Here is a 20304-nt window from a genome sequence, read left to right as displayed (position 1 = left end):
TCGCAAAGTTACGGCGTGCCGATCCTGCGGACGATGCGTCGATAGTCCGCCTCTTGATCGACACTTTTGAGCATCTTTATGCGTCGATGGGTATCGAGATGTCCCAGGCGCGGCGAGCCTATCTGAGCGACCAGGCAGCCCGCCGCGCATTCGCCACGTCCTTCCTCTACGAAGCGAATGGAGAAATCGTTGGCACGATCACGCTCACGCCCCCCTCCCCCCATTGCGAAGCATGGCTGGACGGAGCGTGGGACTTGCGATTGCTTGCCGTAGATCCGCGCGCGCAAGGTCACGGCATTGCGACGGCGCTGATCGACTTCGCTGAGGAGCAGGCAATGGCAGCAGGAGCGACCGAAATCTGCTTACATGCCCGCCGGGGCATAGCGCGACAGGCGCTCCTTTATGTCTCCTGCGGCTACAAGGCGGACCCCGCCGGCGACCTCGATGGACCACCCTATCAAGAGGGCTATCGAAAGCGGTTATCCGCGCAATGAGACGACGCCGCGCGAGGATGCGCCGCATTCACGACGGCGGAGGTCCGTTTCGCACACCACCGGCCAAAAGCGCGCCGATCAACTATCCGTGAGGGTAGCGGCAGCTTCGATTCATGCTCCCCCCGAATAGGTCATATTTGCTTCGTGATACTACTGCTCGGAGCCCGATTCAGCGATGTTGCGCAGACGGCCAACCACCAAGCGGCCGCCAACGAACCAATCGTACCGGCCCGCGCAGGTGAGCCCGGCTCACTCCTTTCTATAGGAATCTCGGACATGCTCAAATCTGTAACGCTGGGCGATATCGTGCGCAGCTCGCGCGGCGAGCCGATCCTTCCCCTTCAATCCGCAGGTCGAGAAGCCATCCTCGATCTCCTTTCGCTCGCCAGCCGCCTCGCGCTGGGAATATCGTTCGTCTTGTCGGTATGCGACCGGCTCGGACTGTATGGGAAACCAGGTGACCGCGGGGTTTCGTGGGGAACGTTCGAGCGTTTCCTGGCCTATACGGCCGAAGTAAATTCGTTCGCGCCTTCTTGGATGGTGCCTTATCTCGGCACTGCCGCGAGCGCGGTGGAACTGCTTCTCGGCGTAACGTTGATACTGGGACTTGCTCTGCGATGGGCTGCTTTCGGCACAGCGGGCATGCTCCTCGTATACGGTTCGGCGATGGCAATCTCGCTCGGAATCAAGGCGCCCTTCGACTATTCCGTCTTCGGCGCGATGTGCTGCGCTCTCTTCCTCGGCTTGGCCGGTTCGAAGCGATGGAGCATCGACTCTTTGGTGTGATTCCATCTTGGACGGGAGCCATGGGGCAAGTGCGATTCAGCGTCGAAATTCACCGATGAGATAGTCGGTAAACGCCCGCGCGGCTGGTTTGACGGCCCTCCCGTTCACGAACAAAGCGTTCACTTCGATCGAGCCGAAATCCCAGTCACCAAGCACTCGCACAAGCCGTCCGGCCTCCAGTTCCGTTCGCGCGCTTGTTTCGCTTGAGGCGGCGATCCCAAGTCCAGCGACAGCGCTCGCTATGGCGCCTTCGTTGATGGTGATGGCCAAGCGGTTCCGCGGGCGTACGGTGATGTGGTGCTCGCACTGGCGGAACGAGAAAGTCGGCGAGGGGTGGGCTGGACTGTTGATCACCGAGTGATGCTCCAGCGCCAATGGCGCTTCCGGCATCCCGTGCCGCCGTAAATATTCTGGGGACGCGACGAGTATCTTCCGCTGTTGAATGAGCCGGCGAGCGGTCGCACTCGAGTCTGGCTGCGCGCCGAACTGAAACGATACGTCGATGCCTTCGGTCACGAGCTCCGGGTATCGATCAGTCGCTCGAAGCTCGATCTTAAGCGCCGGATGTCGCCTCATAAACACGCCAAGCCGCGGAATGATTTCCCTGAGGGCAAAGCTTATCGGCGTACCGACGCGGAGCATCCCTTTCAGCTCTCCTGTGCCGCGCACTTCGTGGTCGGCTTCGTCGAGGCCGGCGAGAAGCTGTTCAACCCGCGTCAAATAGGTTGCTCCAGCCTCCGTCAACGAGACCGCTCGCGTGGTCCGCACAAACAGCATCGCGCCGAGGTCGGTCTCCAGGGCGGCGATCAGGCGTGAGGCCGAAGGCTGAGAAAGACCGAGTTCACGCCCGGCGGCCGAGAAGTTGCCCATGTGCGCTACACGGGCAAACAGTTTCAGCGCCGTCAGTCGATCACGCATCGCTCTTCGATTTGTCGATCGATGCCCAAAGCAGCCGGCGCGGCGAGAAGCCGAGGCTCGCCTTCGCGCGGGCATTCGATGCTCCGGTCAGTTTGGTGTGGTAGTAGACCGCCTCCTCGCCCGCGACCGCGAGCGCGTCGTTCACGGAAATGCGTGCGGGCGCAGGCGCATCGACCCAGCGGGCGAACGCCGGCATCCACTCGGAGACGGATAGAGGGTCGTCATCGACAATATTGTAGATGCCGCTACCCGTGCCGAGCGCCGCGACCGTTGCAGCGACCGCGTCATCGATGTGGACGAACGACCACACCGCCGGGCCATCGCCGATGATACTCGCCTCGCCCTTCCGCGCCTGTTCGGCGACCGCGCCACCCGGCCGGTACCAGGTGCCAGGGCCGTAAAAGAACCCATAGCGCAACACGACGCCGTTCAGCGCGTTCGAGGCCAAAACCTTGTCCTCATACTCCTCCAACACTCGTGCGCTCTCACCCACCGGGCCGGGTGCATCATCGCGAAAGCGGGCCGTCTCATCTCCGAGCTGCCCCGGCCGAGCCTGGAGGAAGAATGCTCGCGACTGCATGATGAAGCGGTCGACGCCCAGTTCCTCCGCGGCCGCGAGCAGATTGGCGCCGCCTTCCTTGTGGAGCCGGGTGTCGTCCGGCATCGCCTTGATGATGTCCGCGGGATTGGCCGGCAACCAGGTGAGTTGATCGATCACGGCATCGGGAGCAGCGTCGGCGATCGCCTGGCGCACGGCTTGGCGGTCGAAGGCGTCAGCCGTCGAAACGCCGGCGCCGAGTTCTCGCAAGCGATCGACACCGGTGCCGCCACGCGTCATCCCCACGACCCGATGGCCGAGCGTGCACAGCTGACGAACCAGGGGCAGGCCGACCGCCCCGGTGGCGCCAGCGACAAAGATTTTCATTGGAAAGCTCCTTCGAGGCGCGACGGACGCGCGCAATTCGGATCCGCATTGGTTTGTGCTCGCCGCCAAGGGCCCTTCTTGATCTCCGAGATGCGAAGGTAGGCCGGCTCGATCAGGCCGGCAGGCAGGGCGCACTCGGCGACAGAGCTGTAGCTCGCTCCAAACGCGTTCGCGCCGTTTGGTGCAATCTGATTATATCCCGGTCGTGCCAGCATCGATCTGTCCATTTGCTTGGCCGCGAGCGCCCGTGTCGGTCGCGCGGCGCCTTTTTTCGAACGGTAGACAGTGCCTCGCCGGGAAGGCCTGATAAAGCACCAAGTCCTCGGAATTTCTTTGTACCTTTAACCGGCCGGCGAGCGAAACTCACGCCAGGACGGTCGCTCCGCAGCATCCCAGTGCTCGGCCCGGATCCTTTTAGCGCCCCTCCCCCGTAACCGTTCGGCCGATCGACCCGGTTACGCCATCGTGCACGGGGTTGTGGCGGTCGACATGACCGCGGTTTGAAGTCGCCGGCTTCTCCGGTCAGGTGGCGTATGGAGTGGAATTGTGGGCGATTGCGTCACCGAGCTATACCCAAACGGCCTCGATGCCATTCATCCGAGCAGAAAGCGCAGGGCCGTGGCGCCAGCGGCCCACATCATCGGCATCAACGCTCGCGCATTACGCATTTTAAGCTCGATCGTCGCCACCTTCGCAGCGTTGATGTGCGTCGGCTGGGCTCACGCACAGATGCCGTCACTGCGCATATCGCAATACAAGCACACCCGTTGGACCATCGACGACGACGTGCCGGCACCGATATTTGCAATGGTTCAAGGCAAAGATGGCTATCTTTGGATCGGCGCTCGCGACGGGCTTTTCAGATTTGATGGGATCCGCTTCGAAAAAATCGAGCCGGAGAAAAAAATTCCGAACCGCATCGATATGATTGGCCAGTTGCTGGTGGCCCGCGATGGCGCAATCTGGGTCGGCTATCAGACCGGAGGCGTGGCCGTGTATCGGAACGGCGTTCTACGCGACACGGGCCTGGTCAGTCACACTGTCTTGAGGCTGAGCGAGACGCCCGACGGCACGATCTGGGCTGCTTTCACGTCTACAATTCAGCGTATTGCTCGATACGTCCACGGTCGCTGGGACTTCAGTCCCAACGAGGCTCTGCCACATCTCGAAGTTGCACGCCTCATCACCACCCGGGACGGGACACTGTGGGTCGACCAGGACAGCGTTATTTCCATCCTTCGGCCGGGAGCAAACAGATTCGAAAGATTCCTTGATCACCAAAAGGCTAGAGGGGGGATTACGGAAGATCAGGCCGGGCGTGTCTGGTTGTCGGACACGGATGGAAGCAGGGTGATCTTCCCACGAAACACCAAGCTTCCTGGACGCCAAAATTATCGTACGCCGGGCTTCCCAATAGATACTGTCACGATGTTCGACCGGGACGGCAACTTTTGGGGAAAGAGCGGCGCTGACGGCATATTCCGGGTGACAAAACCCGATCCGCGCGGAGCCCTTTTTTCGACGTCCGGCGACATCGATTATTATCTCGAAAAGGACGGCTTGGCATCAAAAACCGTTAGCGCCATGCTCGCAGACCGCGAGGGCAATATCTGGGTTGGGACAGCGACCTCACTCGAGCGCTTTCGACCTGTAAATCTCGTGACCGAACCAGAGCTCATTGATCCGGGGGTCCGGGGTTTTCCGATGTTTTCCGGAGCTGACGGAACGGTCTATATCGGACAGCGCGGTAGCGTGTATCGCATCCGTCCTGGCGGTCGGCCGGAACTCATCCTGAAGACCAAGAAAGACCCAGACGCAATCTGCGAAGGTTTGGATCGCAGCCTGTGGATCTTTTCCACGGGCGAGGTCGCGCACTTCCAACACAACCACTGGTCCTATCTGCCGCTCCCTCCGTCGAGCGAACCGGATGCGCCGATCAATTATTGTGCGCCAGATCAGAACGGTGCCTTATGGATAAATGGCTCGACAGCGCGGGCTCGATGGACAGGAAGGAACTGGGAAAGCTTTCCGCTGCCGGTTGGTATGCATGGCAGCGTGATACTTAGGCGGTCCGGCAGCGCTGCGGTGGGTCTATATAACCCAAGCGGTTTAGCATCAATGAGCCCGTCCTTTTCGTTGCTGCGAGTCAAGTCGGGCAATGCGCTGAATTCGCTCCACTCCGGCTACGCTAGGAAAAATGACTTCATCGTGGGCGGAGTCTACGGATTAGCGCGCATCCGTGGGCGGCACGTCGATTTTCTTTCTGCCGATCGCTATCCACGGCTTGCCTTGACATCGGGCCTCATATTGTCGCCAGACGGCGTGACCTGGCTGATGACTCTAAAAGGCATCGTGCGCATCCGGACAGACGCACTCGACAGGGCGTTTTCGGATTCGCGTGCGCCGCTCCCGACGATGTTGCTCGATGAGCAAGATGGGCTCCCCGCTTCCGGGATTCCGGCAGCGTACGGCACCGCAGCGCGAGGCGGCGATGGTCGCTTCTGGTTTGCAACGGCTGCAGGGGTCGTCCGGCTCGATCCGCGTGTCTTTTGGCAGAATCGCGTCATGCCGTCCGTCGTGATCTCGTCAGTCAAAGTCGGGAACATGCTGTATCGCGACCCCGCGAAACTCGTATTTCCCGCCGGTACATCGAGGGGTGAGATCGATTTCGCGGCGCTCAGCCTCGCAATCCCGAAGCGTGTCCAGGTGTTGTACAAGCTTGAGGGCGTTGACTCAGATTGGATCGATCCCGGAATGCGACGGGAAGCGTTTTTCAACAATCTCAGGCCGGGGACCTACCGCTTTCGCGTGATCGCCGCCAACGACAATGGCGTCTGGAACCGGGAGGGCGCGACCCTTGAGTTCACGATACCTCCAACCTTCCTTCAATCGAACGCCTTCAAAATCATGTGCGCGTTCCTCGTCGGGCTGCTCCTCTGGATCGCCTATCTCGTTCGGCTACAGCAGATCACGGGCCGCCTTCGCAAGGCGCTGGAGCTACGGCTCGCCGAGCGCGAGAGGATCGCCCGCGAATTGCACGATACCCTGCTGCAAGGCATCCAGGCGCTGATCCTTCGCGTGCAGTCGGTCGCGAACCGTCTCGATGCGGGCACGTCAGCGCGAAAAGAAATGGAGCACGCCCTCGATCAGGCGGAAGCTGTTCTCGTCGAAGGACGCGATCGCGTGCGGGAGGTCAGAGCGCAAACGGCCGAGGGAGACTTGGCCAAGGCCTTCCTTGCGGTGTCAGCGTCGATGCCAAATGCGCTTTCAAAACGCTTCGAACTGGCGGTAACAGGCGTTCAACGGACGCTACATCCACTCGTGCATCAGGAGGTTCAGCGCATCGGCGAAGAGGCGATCCGAAATGCTTATGCGCATTCGTCGGGATCGCTCGTCCAGGTCCGTATCGACTTCAATCCTCGTCGTTTCGCCATCAGCATTCGCGATGATGGCACCGGGCTGCCCCCGGAGGTCCTGGCGTCCGGCGCAATGCCGGGGCACTATGGATTACCCGGCATGCGCGAACGGGCAACCCGGATCGGGGCGGTGTTCGCGGTCGATAGCGATCCGGGGTCAGGCGCGGATATTCGCGTCTCGCTTTCCGGCCGCTCTGCCTACGCCTCATCGCGTAGTTTTCGCCCTAATTGGCGGAAGCGCGAGAGCGGGCGATCGTTTCCGCCTGTAACGTAACTGGATGGCCCTCACGCGCGTGTACCACTGCAGTGAGGCCGCGACGCCCGAGCAAGGCATTCGATCTCGTCGGCATGACCATCATAAGAGAAGAGAGCAGCGATGCACCGATTCCCCCACCCAATCTTTGTCGCTGCAGGCCTGCGCACGCCGTTCGGACGCGGCGGCGGCGCGCTCGCCAATTATGACGCGATCAGCCTGTCCGTTCCGGTCGTCCAGGCGATGGCCGAACATGCCGAACCGGACCTCGTTGTCTGGGGAAGCGTGATCCCCAACCTCGGTTGGAGTAATATCGCGCGCGAGATCTGGCTCGACGCCAAGCTCAACCCCAACGTCCCTGCCTTCTCTGTCGTGCTGGCCTGTTCGACCAGCATGACCGCGGGGTTTGCCGCGGCCGGCATGCTCGGCGGCGGCGTCGATCTTACCATGGTCGGGGGCGCGGAGGTGATGAGCCGTCCGCCGATCGCGCTGACGTCCGACGCATCGAAGCGGTTGACCGACCTGTTCGGACACGACCCCGCCGCAGCTCTCGCTGCGCTCAAGGCGCTGGAGCCGCAGGACTATGTCCTCCCGATCAAGGGATGGGCCAACCGCATCACCGGCCGCACGATGGGCGACCATATGGAAGAGACCGCGAAGGAGTGGCACATCAGTCGCGAGGCGCAGGACGGTTGGGCGCTCAAGAGCCACCAACACGCCCTCGCCGGGTGGGATAGCGGGTTCTTCGCCGATCTGGTCATCAAGCTGCCCGAGCTCGAGCGGGACTCCAATCCGCGCGCCGACACATCGGCCGAGAAGCTCGCCGCGCTCAAGCCCGCCTTCGACAAGACGAGCGGCATGGGAACGCTGACGGCCGGCAATTCGTCGCCGATCACGGACGGCGCTGCCGGATGCTGGATCGCAAACGAAGCCGGCCTCGCTCGGCTGCCGGCGAACACGCCCTATCTGCGCCTGGTCGATTACGAGATCGCGGCGGTCGACCACCATAGCGAGGGGCTGCTGATGGCGCCCTCCTATGCCATTCCCCGCCTGCTCGCCCGCCATGGCCTGCGGTTCGACGACATCGACCTCTGGGAAATCCACGAAGCCTTTGCCGCCCAGCTGCTGGCAAACGTCGCCGCTATCGAGCGCCCCGACTGGATCCGGACCAAGATCGGTATCGATGCCGATTTCGGACCCTTCCCGTGGGATCGCGTCAATCCCAATGGCGGTTCGGTCGCGATCGGCCACCCGTTCGGTGCGACCGGCGCGCGCGACTTGAGCCAGGCGGTAAAGGAACTTTGGCCGATGCCCGTCGGATCGCGCACGATCATCAGCGTCTGCGCCGATGGCGGCCAGGGAACGGTCGCCTTGCTCGAGCGGGTTTGATCGAACGGAAACCCGAGCCATGATCGATGACGCTGCCAGCCTGTTACGCGAGATTTCGGCCTGCACCTTCTGTGTGCCGCACCTACCGCTTGGTCCCCGTCCGGTGGTGCAGTTCAGTGCCTCGTCGCGGATTCTGATCATCGGCCAGGCGCCGGGCACCAAGGTGCACGCAAGCGGCGTTCCCTGGCAGGATGACAGTGGCGATCGACTGCGCGAATGGACCGGAATCGACAGCCAGGAATTCTACGACCCGGCCAAGGTAGCGCTGGTGCCGATGGGGTTCTGCTATCCGGGAAAAGCGGCCGGTGGCGATGCTCCGCCGCGCCCCGAGTGCGCGCCTCGCTGGCATGAGCGTATCCTCGAGCTCCTTCCCGCGGACCGCCTTACGCTTCTGGTCGGATCGTACGCGCAGCAACGGTATCTTTCCAAGGACGCCGGCGCGACCCTCACGGATCGTGTCCGCGCTTTCGAGCGGTTCGCCCCGATTGTCTTTCCGACGCCGCATCCGTCGTGGCGCAGCAAAGGTTGGCAGAAGCGCAATCCCTGGTTCGAGGCGGAACTGCTGCCAAAGCTGCGCGCAGCGGTCCGGCGGCAACTCGATCGAGCTTAGCAAGCGGATCGGAGCCGAGCCGGGCGCGAGCCCCACGGCGCGCGGGAACGCTGGCAGACGGAACCGAGCCGCGGCCTCCGATTGTCGCCGGATCTATGCTGATCGCTTCATCGCATAGCACGGCCTCTGAATGTAACCCGGCCCGGTGGATAGCCGAGATAACCGACGAGCATATGGAGGCATCGATGGCTGCTGGCAGTTGGCAAATCAACGACGAGACGAGGCTCCGGACGCTTGGCGACCACGGGATTTTCTCGCCCAGCCTCGACGAACGATATGAAGAGGTCGCGACGCTCGCGGTCGCGACGCTCGATACGGATATCGCCTATTATCGGGGTCGGCAGCTGCAGGAATTGAGCGCGGCGGATCGTGCTGCCGATGGATGTTGCCGGCGGGTCCATTTGGAGCTCGCCCGCCGCTACGCGTTACGTGTCGAATTGGGGTTGGCCGCATTGGCGGTCGAAGCCGACGCGCCGGACTGCACCGTCGTGATGCCACGTCCGCGATCTTCGCCGTAATAGCGGCCGAGAGCCTTGAGCCCGGAATCCCCGGATCGCCGACGCCCCCAACCGTTCGCGGCGATCAGAGGCTGGTGAAACCCCTGTGGGATAGCGCTTGTTGCGCCCAGGCGACGATCGCCGTGGTCGGCATCGCCCCCGATTGCCGAGCTATTTCCCGGCCCTTGTGGAGGATCATCAGTGTCGGGATGGACCGGATGCCAAACCGCGCGGCGAGGCCCTGCTCTGCCTCCGTGTTGAGCTTGGCCAATCTCAGGGCTGGCTTGAGCTGTCCAGCCGCTGCCGAAAAAGCGGGTGCCATCTGTCGGCAAGGTCCGCACCAAGGAGCCCAAAAATCGACGAGGACGGGGATATCGGAGCGTTCGGCCAGCGCCGTGAAATTTGCGGACGTGAGGACCCCTGGCTCGCCGCTCAGCAAGGCGATTCCGCACCGTCCGCATTTCGCGTCGGCCTCGGCCTTCGCCGCCGGCACGCGGTTCGTGGCGCCGCATGCGGCGCAGCCAACCATTCTGCAATCCCTGTTCGTCATCGAAACACCTCCATCCTCTTCCCACCAACTCGCCGGATGAGCCCGGTTGGTGACAGTTTAACGCGGAGCAACCGGTGCGGCGTCGGTGAACCGCGCCGCCGAGGGCTGATCCGCTGTGTAACCTTTCGGCTGGAACGAGCGGGTAACGAGAAGCTCGCCTGGCGTGACATGACCCTTGCTCCCGGCAGTTTCGCCGAACGGGGCTGAGACGGGGTCGCGGACATCATGCCGGTGATCGGCCGCCGCTACCATGGCGGCGCGCCAGGAGGGACAGACCGCATGAAGACCGAACGGATGACCGCCTTCACCGATGGCGTGGTCGCGATCATCATCACCATCATGGTGCTGGAGCTGAAGGTGCCCGAAAGCGCCGAGCCCCGTGCCCTGCTCGCCACCCTCCCGATCCTCGCCGCCTATCTGCTGAGCTTCATCAATGTCGGGCTCTACTGGAACAACCACCACCATCTGCTGCAATCGGTCGAGCATATCGACGGGCGCGCGCTATGGGCGAACCTGACGCTGCTCTTCTGGCTGAGCCTCGTCCCGTTCGTGATCCGCTGGATCAATGAAGCCGGCTTCGCGGCGCTGCCTGTCGCCGCCTATGGCTTCGTCCTGGGCATGGCGGGGATCGGCTACCTCTGGCTCCAGCATGAGGTCATTCGGGTGAACGGCGGCCCCGAATCCGCGCTCGCCCAAGCGCTCGGCGAAGACCGCAAGGGCAAGCTCTCCCTGATCGGTTATTTCCTCGGCACGGCGCTCGCCTTCGTTCATCCGCTGATCGCGGTGTTGATCTACGTGACAATCGCCGGTGTCTGGCTTGTACCCGATCGGCGCATCGAGCACCGCCTCCCCCCGGCGTCAGCAGCATGAACGAAGCCGCGACCGCCGCGGTTGGCGACGCTCGCGCAGGAAATGCGCTGACGCTCTGGGCGACGGTGCTCGGCTCCAGCGTCGCGATGATCGACATGACGGTGATCAACGTTGCCCTCCCGGCAATCGCCAAGGGGCTCGGTGCGGATGCCGCCGGAGTCCAATGGACCGTCAACGCCTTCATGCTGCCGCTCTCGGCGCTGGTCCTGATCGGCGGCGCGCTCGCCGACGCAGCCGGACGCAAGCGCATCTTCATCATCGGCCTGGCGCTGTTCACGCTGTCCTCCGTCGCCTGTGCCGTGTCACCGACGCTTGGATGGCTGATCGCGGCCCGCGTCGGGCAAGGCATCGGTGCGTCGTTATTGTCGCCGGCCAGCCTGGCGATCCTCGGCGCCGATTTCGACGGCGAAGCACGGGCCAAGGCGATCGGCACCTGGGCGGCCGCCAGCGCGGTCGCCGTCGCTGCCGGCCCGATTGCGGGCGGCTGGCTGGTCGATGCGTTCGGCTGGCGGTGGGTGTTCGCCCTGATCGTGCCGCCGGCCGTCGTCGCGTCAGTTCTCGCCGGGATCGGAATAAAGGGCGGCCGTGACCCGGACGCTCCCACGCCGGACTGGGCCGGCGGCGCATTGGCGATCATCGGATTGGGACTTCTCGTCTGGGGCCTCACACAGGCTACTTCGGGTGGCGAGCACGGATCGGCATACATCATGGGCGGGCTCGTCGCGGCCGCGATCTTTCTGTGGTGGGAAAGGCGTCTGGGTGACAGGGCGATGGTACCGCTGGCCTTGTTCGGCACCGCCCGGTTCAGCGCCCTTACCCTGCTCACCTTCCTACTTTACGCCGCCTTGACCGGGGTGCTGTTGCTGCTTCCCTATCTGCTGATCTCAAGCGGCTGGCTCGCGACCGCAGCGGGAATGGCGCTGCTGCCGCTTCCGGTGATCATGGCCGCTGGCTCCCGTCTGGCAGGCGGCCTCTCGGAGCGCGTCGGCGCGCACCGGATGCTGGCAGCAGGTCCGGCAATCGCGGGTGCAGGCTTCGCGCTGATGTGGACGATCCCGGACCAGCGTATCTACTTCGTCACGCATGTCCTGCCGGCGATGACGCTGGTGGGGATCGGGATGACGATGGCCGTCGCCCCCCTGACGACCGCGGTGATGGCGGCCGTCGACCACCATCACGCCGGCGCGGCGTCGGGGTTCAACAGCGCGACTGCCCGGATCGGCGGGATGGTCGCGGTTTCCTTGCTCGGGCTAGTCCTGACCGGCGGCGGTCACGGCGTGTCGATCGCAGCATTCCATGCCGCGGCGCTTATGGCAGGAGGGGTGAGCGTTGTCGCAGGGGTCGCGGGATGGTTCTCGGCACCCCGCGCCGCTGTCTGACTCAGCGGCTCGATCGCCGGTCGCGCTATCGCAAGAGGCACGAGGTCCGCCAATGCGGGCCTTTCTCGTTACCGGCTGAAGCTAAGGACGATAGGGATTGCCGACGCCTTTAGCCGCTCCGCGGCCTGGACATACGCGTCGACCATCCGGCGTGGGGAAGTGGCTTGCCGGACGTCTTGGGAAATTGAACAGACGATGGGCGCGAGAAGCCACTCGCGCCCACGGTCCTTCAGAAGCGCCGACTGATACTGAGGTAGAAGTTCGCGCGGCGCGGATCGCCATAGAAGCTGTAGAACAAGCTGGTCTTCGAATTGATCGGCGGCGACTTGTCGAACACATTGTTGAGCCCGGCGCGCAGCTGGGTCTTGTCATTGATCTTGAAGCTGCCGAACAGGTCGAAATAGGCTTGAGCCGGAATCTTGGCCGACCCCTGGAGCGGCTGGATCGCATGCTGCACGTTCAGCCAATACGATCCGATGTATCGACCTCGCGCGCCCAAGGTCCACCGGTCGGTTGAATAGCTGATCGAGCCGTTCCCCTTCCAGTCGACGCCGCCAACGGCCCCCAGCAGCGACAGGAAATTATTGTCGATCACGCCGGTGGCGTTCAGCGGTGCTGCGGACGCTGTCGTCTGGATGGTCAGGTCGAGCAGCCGCGTTGCCGACGCCTGGACATTGAGCTGCCCCTTCCCGATTTGGCGGTCGTAGCTCAGGGTGAAGTCGAGCGCTTCGGAGCGTGCGTGCGACAGATTGGCGGTCGTGACATCGGCGAAGATGATCGGTCCGACGGTGTATGCGCCGAACGTCGCGGGGTTGGTGTCGCGCGGGAAGCGCTCGGGATGGGCGGCAAGGAAGTCGTTGAACGCCTGCTGTCCTCCCGGCAAATTGCCATTGCTGATCAACGCCTGCGGCTGGAAGTAGAGGTTCTTCTGTTGGATCAATGTCCAGTCGATCGAGATGCGCAAGCCCGGGACGAAGGTCGGCGTGAGGATCGCGCCGGCCGACCAGGATCTTGAGGTCTCGGGATCAACATTGGGATTTCCGCCGAGACGTGCCGGCAGGATTTGGAAAAGACCGAGCAGTGACTGACCGACCCTCTCATTACCGCGCAACGGGTCGGTCACGTTGACGATAGTCTTGCCGGCAAGGAGCGATCCCGCCGCGCCGCCGGCATCGAAGCTGATCACCGAATTGAGTTGTGGCGGACGATAGCCGGTCGAATAGGAGCCGCGGAACGTCAGGTTCTTGTCGACCCCCCATTTGATCGCGATCGTCGGATTGGTCGAGCTGTTACGCGTCGTCGCAAAGGCCGGAGCGGCGCCAACTTGCGGGCATGGTGCAGTATAGGCGCTTTCAGGAAGCGGTGCCGGCTGGTTGGGAAAACAGGTCAAGTTGGCATTGGCGCCGATGCCGACATAACGGTCATAGCGGACGGCCGTCTGGATTTCGAGCTCGCGGATCAAGGGGATCTTGTTCCGCTCGCCGATCAGCGGGAAGCGGATTTCGCCATAGGCACTGTCCGTCCGCTGCGACCGCGGCGGCGTGTAGGAGACCGAAGACATCGAAACGGTATTCTGGAAATTGACGTACTGACCCTGAGTCTGCTTGCCCTGCTCGAGCAGGAACGTCGCAATCGGCTTGCCGCCCGGCAAGCGTATAAGCGGCAGCGGGCCCGCAAGCTTCAGGGTGTAGGAGCGGGACGAACCATGACCCTGACCAATCAGCCCGCTCTGAGGCTTGTCGAGATAGGTGAAGGTCGGGGGCGTCCCCATCAGATCGCGCAGGAGATTGATCGACCCGTTCCCGACGGCATTAGCCGTCACGAGGTCGAAGCTCGCAAGGCTTTCCCCGGGGGCGTAGCTATTCCAGTTCCAGGTCAGGTCGATTGCGGCTTGCCAATCGAAGGGCAGCTTGACGATCGCGCCAGTCAAAAGGCGCCAATTGGTGCTGGCATTCTTGATCCACTGATTGCCAGAGGCGATCGGCACCGAGACGATGATTGACCGGGTGAAGGGATTGTCCGCTGCTGCGGCATCCAATGTATAATTTCCGGCTGCCGGATTCACGAGGTTGCGAGATTCGTAGCGGGACCAGCCGCCTTCCGCATAGATGGTGAGCCACTTGGCGAAGTCGCGCTTCACCGTGAGCGACGCATTGTAACTCTGATTGGGCGTGAGGAGCGGTGCAAAGAGGCCGTCGCCGGCGGGACCGGTGGTGGCGGTCGGCGATAGCGCCAGGTTCTGCTGACCGGCGTTGGCGATCAGCGGAGCGACGCCATCCAGCGCAAGGCCGCGATACCCGATCGGAACGTAAGTGATGCGTGAGCCGAGTGATGCGCCGCCATATTGCGACTTGAGCACGCGCCTGCCTGGGTGCGAATTCAAGGAGCCTCTCGATTGTAGCGGCGCGTATCCCATGGGGCAGCCGCGCGCCAACGATGCCGAGTGTGACGGCTCTTAATTTCAGTTCGTCGCTGGCACCCTCGGCAAGCAGCTGATCGATCGCGTCGAAAATCGCGTCTGCTGCCGCACAACTCGCTGCTGGGTCAGCGGCGCGGGCTGCGCGGCGGGTGGCGACAGCCAAGAAATCCACGCCGCCACCAAACTTTCGATCGGCTTTGGGTTCGTTCGCATCCGTCCAGTGTTCGGCGAGGATTCTGGCGGCAATTTCCCCGAAATGCTCATCCTTCAGGTAACGAACCATCAGAATGTCAGTCTCGGGGCCCCTGATCGCGGCAAACGCCCATTGATACCCGTGCATCTGGGGATTCTGCGCTTCGGTGACGACATCTCGATCCTGCCACCCGCTCGCTCTCGCCGCTGCGCGAAACTCCGCATACCGGCGCAAATTATCATCGAGCAGCCGTTCGAGGATCGGCAGCAGCGATGTCGAAGGTACGCGGCTGATCAAGGTTGCGATCGTGACCTTCTGCAAGCGCGTCGCGCTTTCGCTGGCCAGCAGGCGTTCCCCCCAATCCTCCGCCAATTGTCTTACCGCCGCCAGATCAGCTTCATTGAACGGCCTTGCCCGCTCGTCGTCACCGCTTTCCCCGCGCGTGCAGAGCTCGGCCAGAGCTGCAATTTCAGAGTTGGCCGCTTTGTCGGCGCGGGCTTGCACGGCCGCGATCAGGCTGCTCCCAGGCGTGTGAGCGATGCGATCACGTAGCAGGGTGCAACGGTCGCATACCGCTTGGTCGAACTTGCCGTCGGCGCCCTTTCGGCGAGGGAGCAAATCAAGATAGGCGGCGATCAGCTTCTCGACCGAGCGCGGGCCAAGCACCGATGCGGCGGCCTCAGCGTGGTCGTCGTGACGTTCCGAATCCCGAAGCACGGTCTCGAGCAGCGCCTGGTCTTCGACGAGGACTCCCGAAGCGGCAAGGATGTTGTCGGCGCCGAAGAACAGGTCCTGACCTTCGCGAATACGACGAAGCAAACCATCGGCGAACGCCTGTAGATACCGGCTGCGAAGTTCGTGAAACAGATATTGCTGGCTGTCGTCCTTTCGGTCGATCGCCAACTCGGCAATCAAGTCGCTGATCTCGGCATCCAATCCACTCTCGTCCTGCCGTTGAAGGATGGCGGTCAACCGGTCGCGCGGCGTCGCTGCCGATGCCATCCTCCTGGCTTGCGCAGCCTCCAAGCCCCGCCGCACGCCCTCGTCGGGAATGCCATCTAGATGGCCCTTCCCCGCCAGAGCGTCGAAGGTTGCGTCGTCAGCGTCGCGTAGCAGGTCTACGATGTGCCGGTCGGCGCGTCGGAATGACAGAGCGCCCACGACAAGGGCTTTCTCCTCGGGTTCGCCATCCCTTTTTGCGATGGCGGTTGCCAGATCGAGGCCGTCCATGCCGCTGCGCGACGCGATTTCGTGGAGAACATTCCTGCGGATCGCTGGCGCGAGCCCGATGAGCACATCCGCGGCGGCGGGTCCTAACACGGACGGCCGGAAGTGCCCTGCGGCGCGGAGCGCGTTCAGATGAACCTGTTCGCGCTCGTGCGTGAGAAGCGGCCAGAGGAGGTCGAGAAACTCATGCCGCCCGGAGGTGATCATGAAGCGTACCGCGCGGTCGACTTTGCCGACAGCGTGCCAACGGCTGACGAAGCGCAGGACGTCCGTGCCGACGATGTCCCACACATCGTCCGTCGCGCGGAAGACCATTTCAGCCGCAAGGATCGGATCGACATCAAAGGCAGCCAGGATGGCAACGCCACAGGCCGCTACGTGCTCCCGATCCCCGCGCGCTGCGCGTTCGACCGCGAACAGAATCGCCTCAGTCCACGGGCGTTGATCGAGCACCTCCTCTTTCAGCCGTTTGCGCGTCGCGAGGTCACCGACCGCCTGCAACATGCGGCGCTCAACCTCATGTGAGGCATACCATTCCTGAAATTGCTGGTGTTGGAAGGAATAGCCAGGTGCGTCGCCTGAACGCGTCAGAACGTGGTTGCTGACGAGCGTATCCAGCAGTGTTTGCGGTTGCGCCGTGATGAAGGAGATCTGTCCGTCGCTCAGCAGCACCTTCGCCGTATCGTTGACGACCCCGCGCGCATTATGGTCGGAGATCGATGTATTCGCCGTCGTCGTTGCGAAAACGGCCAGTCCGTCGAGATAGTCTTTTTGAAGGCCACCTGCGACGATCTCAAGGGCCGCCGCATGACCAGCTTCCATCTCTTGAGCGTCAACAAAACGTCGGAGAACTTCTTCCTTTGTCTTCGGGAATGGCGTGCCTTTCGGAAGCGACAGCAGCGTGGTCAGATAGAGAGGGATAGTCACGAGTTCACGGACGCCTTCGGTGCGCCACGCCTGATCGACGAGACGCTCGCCTTCTTCACCCCGCATGGCGCGCGCGATCGCCATTTGCTCCTCATCACCGAGGGGCAGGAGTGAGATCCGGGTTCCGGACATCGGAACGTCGAGAGCCTGCCTGCGCGTCGAGATGACCAGACCGAGCTCCGGCAGCTCGGCCTTCAGTCTTGCGATCTGGACGCGCGCTCGTTCACGCGCGGTAGCATCCATCTCATTCCAGCCGTCCAGCAAGATGACGACGCCGGACTTCGTCGCCACCGCCCGAAACTCGGATTCCGAAAGGCCGGCGAACGCCGGGCGCTGCAGGATTGAGGGCAACAACGAGTTGGCCTCGGTCGCCCAATCGCCGAGTGGTACGATAATCGCGGTCGCCGCGCCGATATCCATGATGGCCTCGGCCACCTGAAAGATCGTGGTGGTCTTCCCCATCCCAGGGGCCGCGACCAGAATCAGATCATCGAGAGACAGGACAGCCTTTGCAAGCGCCCGCGTGGTCAGCGGCATCTCTGATTTTTCGACCGTTAACGTAAGCAAGACCGCGGTCGCGGGCCATTTGTTTGTGTTGCGGAAGACGGCGAGGTCGGCATCAGCCGCCGCATGAAGTCGGTCACGCGCTCCGTCCGGCTCGGGATCGCGCATATTGGGGGCGAAGGGAGTTTCGTTCATGACGCTCCGCCACGAGTCCTGATCGGTGAGCCGTTTCCACTCCTGCAGGAGAGCAACCGTGAACTTCGGATCGTTCGAGTCGATGGCGCGCGCGTGAAGACGGCACAGCCAGATACCGTTCTCGGCCGAGCGCCGGGCCTCGACAGTCATATTGGGGTCATACCGTCGGCCACCCGGCGCCGCGGCGCAGATGTGCGCGGCCTCGCCGATATTGATTTCACCAACGCCATCCGATGCAGCGGCACTGGTCAGTCGGCGGCACATCGGATTCGAGCAATGGCTGCGTGCTTGCCGTTCAATCGTGCGCCTGGTCGCCGCGGTAAACTCATCTCGGCTTTTGTTGCTGGCCATCGTCTGTTCGAAATGCTCGTTTTCTTGTTCTGCCTTGCTTGGCCCGACATACCTACACGATCGGGAAGCCGTCACGCAGCCAGATTACGCCGCCGGCGCCCGGCATTTGGCCGCAGACATGAGCGAGCGGCTGCGAGCCGCGCCGGTGACGCGGAGCAACTCCATCCGCTCGCGGGCTGGACAGCGAGCGTGGGCGCTCGCGACCGCGACGTCAGGGCCTTTTCGAGTAGGCCGAGGTGGCTGTTTTTGCGCTAGACTAGCCGAGCCGCCTGAGCGCGACGTCGGCGATCAGCAGAATCGCGCCACCTGCCGTCAGCGTCACCGCACGCGCCGCGCACTTGCCGAGTTCGCGCGCGAAGCTGCGGCGGATTTCCTGCGCCAGTTTCACGACGGATCCTCCGCCGAGGCACGGTGGAGCGACATCCGTTTCTCAACCCACACCTGGTCGAGCAGCGCGGCGGCGGGGTTGCGGCGTTTCGAGCGCAGACAGAGCAGGCCAATCGGCACCAGGCCATAGGTCGGGTCTTCGCATTCGGCGTCATAGGTGCCGACCAGGCACACCGCGTTGTGACGGCGTTCCATCTCATCAACGTGGTCGAACACGTCGCCGTACAGGCGGCGCACGCGATATTCGCGATCGGGCTTGCGCCAAAATAGGCCCGATGGGTCGGGCTTCATGAACGCGGCAAGGTCGATCCATTCGCGAAGGCTCGCGAGGTCGCCGTGCGCTTCGTCGTCGAGATCGGTGTCGAGCACCACGAAATGCGTCGTCGCCAACGCGCGCAGTTGGACCTCGGTGCGGAACGGCGCAACCGCAACAGGCTTTTTGTGGTTGAGGAAGTCGAGCGATTTCGTGAGGTTCGCGACCGCCTCTTCCTCGCTCAACAGGCGGCGCGGGCGCGTGAAGATGTCGGGTTCCATTTCGAACGCGACCGCGATTTTCTCGAGGTTTGCGGGCCGGACGGTCTCGCCACGCTCGATCCGCTCGACGGTGGTGACCGAAATGCCGGCCATGGCGGCGAGTGTGGCCTGCTTCCAGTGCAGCATCTCGCGCTGCAGACGGACATAGGCGCCCAGTCCTTTGGGATCGGGAACCACCATCTCGTCGATCTGGACGTCGCTGCTCATGATCGAGATGTACTGGATGGCGGTGCAAAATTGCAGGGCGAAACGACCTTCAGTTTTTGAACGGCGTGAGGCGGTCAGGCGAACGAGGCAGACGATAGCTGGCACAGTAAGTGGCCGCTTTCGGAATATGCGCTGTCAGTCGCGGACGACTTTCTATTGAGCACGATGCCGCCGTTTGACGATCCTGGAGCCGGAATGCACTTTCAATAGACATGCGATACCGCGAGACTTTTGAGCGTGCCCAATCGCGTGTCCAGCAAGGGCTTCTGCATCACCGTCGAAAAGCGACAGCGAAGCTCCGCCACAACAAGAAGACGATCACCGCGCTTATCGCTGCACCCCAGAACCAATAGGGAAGCGGCAGGGCATCGGCGATGGCGCTTGTATCGGATCGATGCAACTCTCCGCCGATGCTTCCTCCGGCGCTGAACAGATATCCGAATTGCTGCCACACGCTTATGCAGGCTTGGACGCCAAGGAACTGGATACCAAAGCGCTGCTGAGCTGCCGTACCGCGCCATGCGAGCGCCAGGATGGCGATGCCCAATGCCGGAAGAACCAGCCAGCCAGTGAGCGTCCTCACCCAGATGATCGTTGAGATGAACAACGCCAAACCCACGACCGCCAGCGCTGCGCGCGTCGCCTTGTCAGTTCGCGAGGCGATAATCAGCAATGATCCGGCGATTGCAGGCCCCAATGGTCCGCTTGCCGCGATCAGCGCATTTGTCAGTCCGGAAGCATCGGCGGGCACCATCGACTGAGCGACGCCAGAACCGTCGGGGAAGATCAAAAGGCGTTCGAACGACGAGCCGGTGAGCATGGCGGCGACTCCATGGCCCATTTCGTGAAACCAGGTTGCCAATATGGTGAATGGATAGAGTAGAAGACTGCCGATCGATGTCTGCCAAAGCATGACTGAGGCGACCGCAATTCCCATCAGCAGGCCGATACGCCGTCGATGGGCTTGGTCAGCAAGAATACTGGACATCAGCGCTCCGAATGAGGGCGTAAGGTCTACGAGTCACCCCTATCAGGCATGACGCGGGTCCGGCTACCGAAGCCGGTTCGTCGCAGCGATTTATTCACACTATGACATGGAACTGCTGCCGCCATTGCGCTGAGTGGCTCAGCATCCGGCAACGCCAACAGGAGCAGACAGCGGCTTGGCGGGTCGGCCTTGATCGGAGTCCATGTCGCAAGCGGGCACGTGTCGGTCAAACCGCACACGCCAGTCGAACATCCGCTTCCGGAATCAACCAAACCCACCGCAGGC

At 62.7% G+C, this 20304-nt stretch carries 15 protein-coding genes; 8 read left to right on the top strand and 7 right to left on the bottom strand.

All coding sequences use genetic code 11. The features are described 5' to 3' along the window. Positions 1-53: 53 nt before the first annotated feature. Both WC729_RS14605 and WC729_RS14600 read left to right on the top strand, forming a co-directional pair. Positions 54-494, top strand: coding sequence for a GNAT family N-acetyltransferase (locus tag WC729_RS14605; protein WP_372853993.1), 441 nt, complete (start codon positions 54-56; stop codon positions 492-494). Positions 495-770: 276 nt separating this feature from the next. Beyond that, the gene (locus tag WC729_RS14600; RefSeq protein ID WP_372853991.1) at positions 771-1280 is read left to right on the top strand and encodes a DoxX family membrane protein; all 510 of its coding nucleotides are present in this window, start codon (positions 771-773) and stop codon (positions 1278-1280) included. 36 nt (positions 1281-1316) lie between these two features. Here WC729_RS14600 and WC729_RS14595 read toward each other — a convergent pair whose 3' ends face one another. Together WC729_RS14595 and WC729_RS14590 are read right to left on the bottom strand one after the other, a co-directional pair. Beyond that, entirely contained in the window at positions 1317-2198 is an 882-nt protein-coding gene (locus WC729_RS14595; protein ID WP_372853989.1) for a LysR family transcriptional regulator, read from the bottom strand. Further along, a complete protein-coding gene (locus WC729_RS14590) occupies positions 2191-3192 on the bottom strand; it encodes an NAD-dependent epimerase/dehydratase family protein (RefSeq protein WP_372853987.1) in 1002 nt (333 codons plus the stop codon). Before WC729_RS14590 ends, WC729_RS14595 begins: the two co-directional genes overlap by 8 nt. A 549-nt stretch (positions 3193-3741) precedes the next feature. On the opposite strand from WC729_RS14590, the gene WC729_RS14585 reads away from it, so the two are divergent. From WC729_RS14585 to WC729_RS14570, 4 genes are all read left to right on the top strand, one after another. Further along, the gene (locus WC729_RS14585) at positions 3742-6813 is read left to right on the top strand and encodes a two-component regulator propeller domain-containing protein (RefSeq protein ID WP_372853985.1); all 3072 of its coding nucleotides are present in this window, start codon (positions 3742-3744) and stop codon (positions 6811-6813) included. Positions 6814-6915: 102 nt separating this feature from the next. After that, the gene (locus tag WC729_RS14580) at positions 6916-8181 is read left to right on the top strand and encodes an acetyl-CoA C-acyltransferase (RefSeq protein WP_372853983.1); all 1266 of its coding nucleotides are present in this window, start codon (positions 6916-6918) and stop codon (positions 8179-8181) included. 19 nt (positions 8182-8200) lie between these two features. After that, positions 8201-8791 (top strand): uracil-DNA glycosylase family protein, encoded by a 591-nt coding sequence (locus WC729_RS14575; RefSeq protein WP_372853981.1) that lies wholly within the window; start codon positions 8201-8203, stop codon positions 8789-8791. Between the two features lie 185 nt (positions 8792-8976). Further along, positions 8977-9309, top strand: a complete 333-nt coding sequence (locus WC729_RS14570) for a hypothetical protein (RefSeq protein ID WP_372853979.1) — start codon at positions 8977-8979, stop codon at positions 9307-9309. Positions 9310-9373: 64 nt separating this feature from the next. Here the strand turns inward: WC729_RS14570 and trxC are convergent, their stop codons facing one another. Beyond that, on the bottom strand, positions 9374-9838 hold the full coding sequence (trxC, locus tag WC729_RS14565) for a thioredoxin TrxC (protein WP_372853977.1): 465 nt from the start codon (positions 9836-9838) through the stop codon (positions 9374-9376). A gap of 279 nt (positions 9839-10117) precedes the next feature. Between trxC and WC729_RS14560 the strand changes: the two genes are divergently transcribed. Further along, on the top strand, positions 10118-10708 hold the full coding sequence (locus WC729_RS14560) for a TMEM175 family protein (RefSeq protein ID WP_372853975.1): 591 nt from the start codon (positions 10118-10120) through the stop codon (positions 10706-10708). After that, a complete protein-coding gene (locus WC729_RS14555; protein ID WP_372853973.1) occupies positions 10705-12087 on the top strand; it encodes an MFS transporter in 1383 nt (460 codons plus the stop codon). Before WC729_RS14560 ends, WC729_RS14555 begins: the two co-directional genes overlap by 4 nt. 229 nt (positions 12088-12316) lie before the next feature. Here the strand turns inward: WC729_RS14555 and WC729_RS14550 are convergent, their stop codons facing one another. The 4 genes from WC729_RS14550 to WC729_RS14535 form a co-directional block, all read right to left on the bottom strand. Continuing rightward, a complete protein-coding gene (locus WC729_RS14550; protein ID WP_372853971.1) occupies positions 12317-14503 on the bottom strand; it encodes a TonB-dependent receptor domain-containing protein in 2187 nt (728 codons plus the stop codon). A 3656-nt stretch (positions 14504-18159) separates the two neighbouring features. Continuing rightward, complete coding sequence (locus WC729_RS14545) at positions 18160-18291, bottom strand: hypothetical protein (RefSeq protein ID WP_372853969.1); 132 nt, start codon at positions 18289-18291, stop codon at positions 18160-18162. Beyond that, positions 18288-19031, bottom strand: coding sequence for a helix-turn-helix domain-containing protein (locus tag WC729_RS14540; protein WP_372853967.1), 744 nt, complete (start codon positions 19029-19031; stop codon positions 18288-18290). Before WC729_RS14540 ends, WC729_RS14545 begins: the two co-directional genes overlap by 4 nt. Positions 19032-19302: 271 nt before the next feature. Next, positions 19303-20019 carry a M50 family metallopeptidase gene (locus WC729_RS14535; protein WP_372853965.1) on the bottom strand — a complete coding sequence of 239 codons (717 nt, stop codon included), beginning with the start codon at positions 20017-20019 and terminating at the stop codon, positions 19303-19305. Positions 20020-20304: the final 285 nt, after the last annotated feature.

This window comes from Sphingomonas sp. (assembly GCF_041661825.1).
Taxonomy (GTDB): domain Bacteria; phylum Pseudomonadota; class Alphaproteobacteria; order Sphingomonadales; family Sphingomonadaceae; genus Sphingomonas.
This window is presented reverse-complemented; position numbering and strand designations above follow the sequence as displayed.

Coding starts and splice junctions, on each gene's coding strand:
- WC729_RS14600 (WP_372853991.1), top strand. CDS start 771: ATGCTCAAATCTGTAACGCTGGGCGATATCGTGCGCAGCTCGCGCGGC.
- WC729_RS14595 (WP_372853989.1), bottom strand. CDS start 2,198: ATGCGTGATCGACTGACGGCGCTGAAACTGTTTGCCCGTGTAGCGCAC.
- WC729_RS14580 (WP_372853983.1), top strand. CDS start 6,916: ATGCACCGATTCCCCCACCCAATCTTTGTCGCTGCAGGCCTGCGCACG.
- WC729_RS14575 (WP_372853981.1), top strand. CDS start 8,201: ATGATCGATGACGCTGCCAGCCTGTTACGCGAGATTTCGGCCTGCACC.
- WC729_RS14570 (WP_372853979.1), top strand. CDS start 8,977: ATGGCTGCTGGCAGTTGGCAAATCAACGACGAGACGAGGCTCCGGACG.
- trxC (WP_372853977.1), bottom strand. CDS start 9,838: ATGACGAACAGGGATTGCAGAATGGTTGGCTGCGCCGCATGCGGCGCC.
- WC729_RS14560 (WP_372853975.1), top strand. CDS start 10,118: ATGAAGACCGAACGGATGACCGCCTTCACCGATGGCGTGGTCGCGATC.
- WC729_RS14555 (WP_372853973.1), top strand. CDS start 10,705: ATGAACGAAGCCGCGACCGCCGCGGTTGGCGACGCTCGCGCAGGAAAT.
- WC729_RS14550 (WP_372853971.1), bottom strand. CDS start 14,503: ATGGGATACGCGCCGCTACAATCGAGAGGCTCCTTGAATTCGCACCCA.
- WC729_RS14540 (WP_372853967.1), bottom strand. CDS start 19,031: ATGAGCAGCGACGTCCAGATCGACGAGATGGTGGTTCCCGATCCCAAA.
- WC729_RS14535 (WP_372853965.1), bottom strand. CDS start 20,019: ATGTCCAGTATTCTTGCTGACCAAGCCCATCGACGGCGTATCGGCCTG.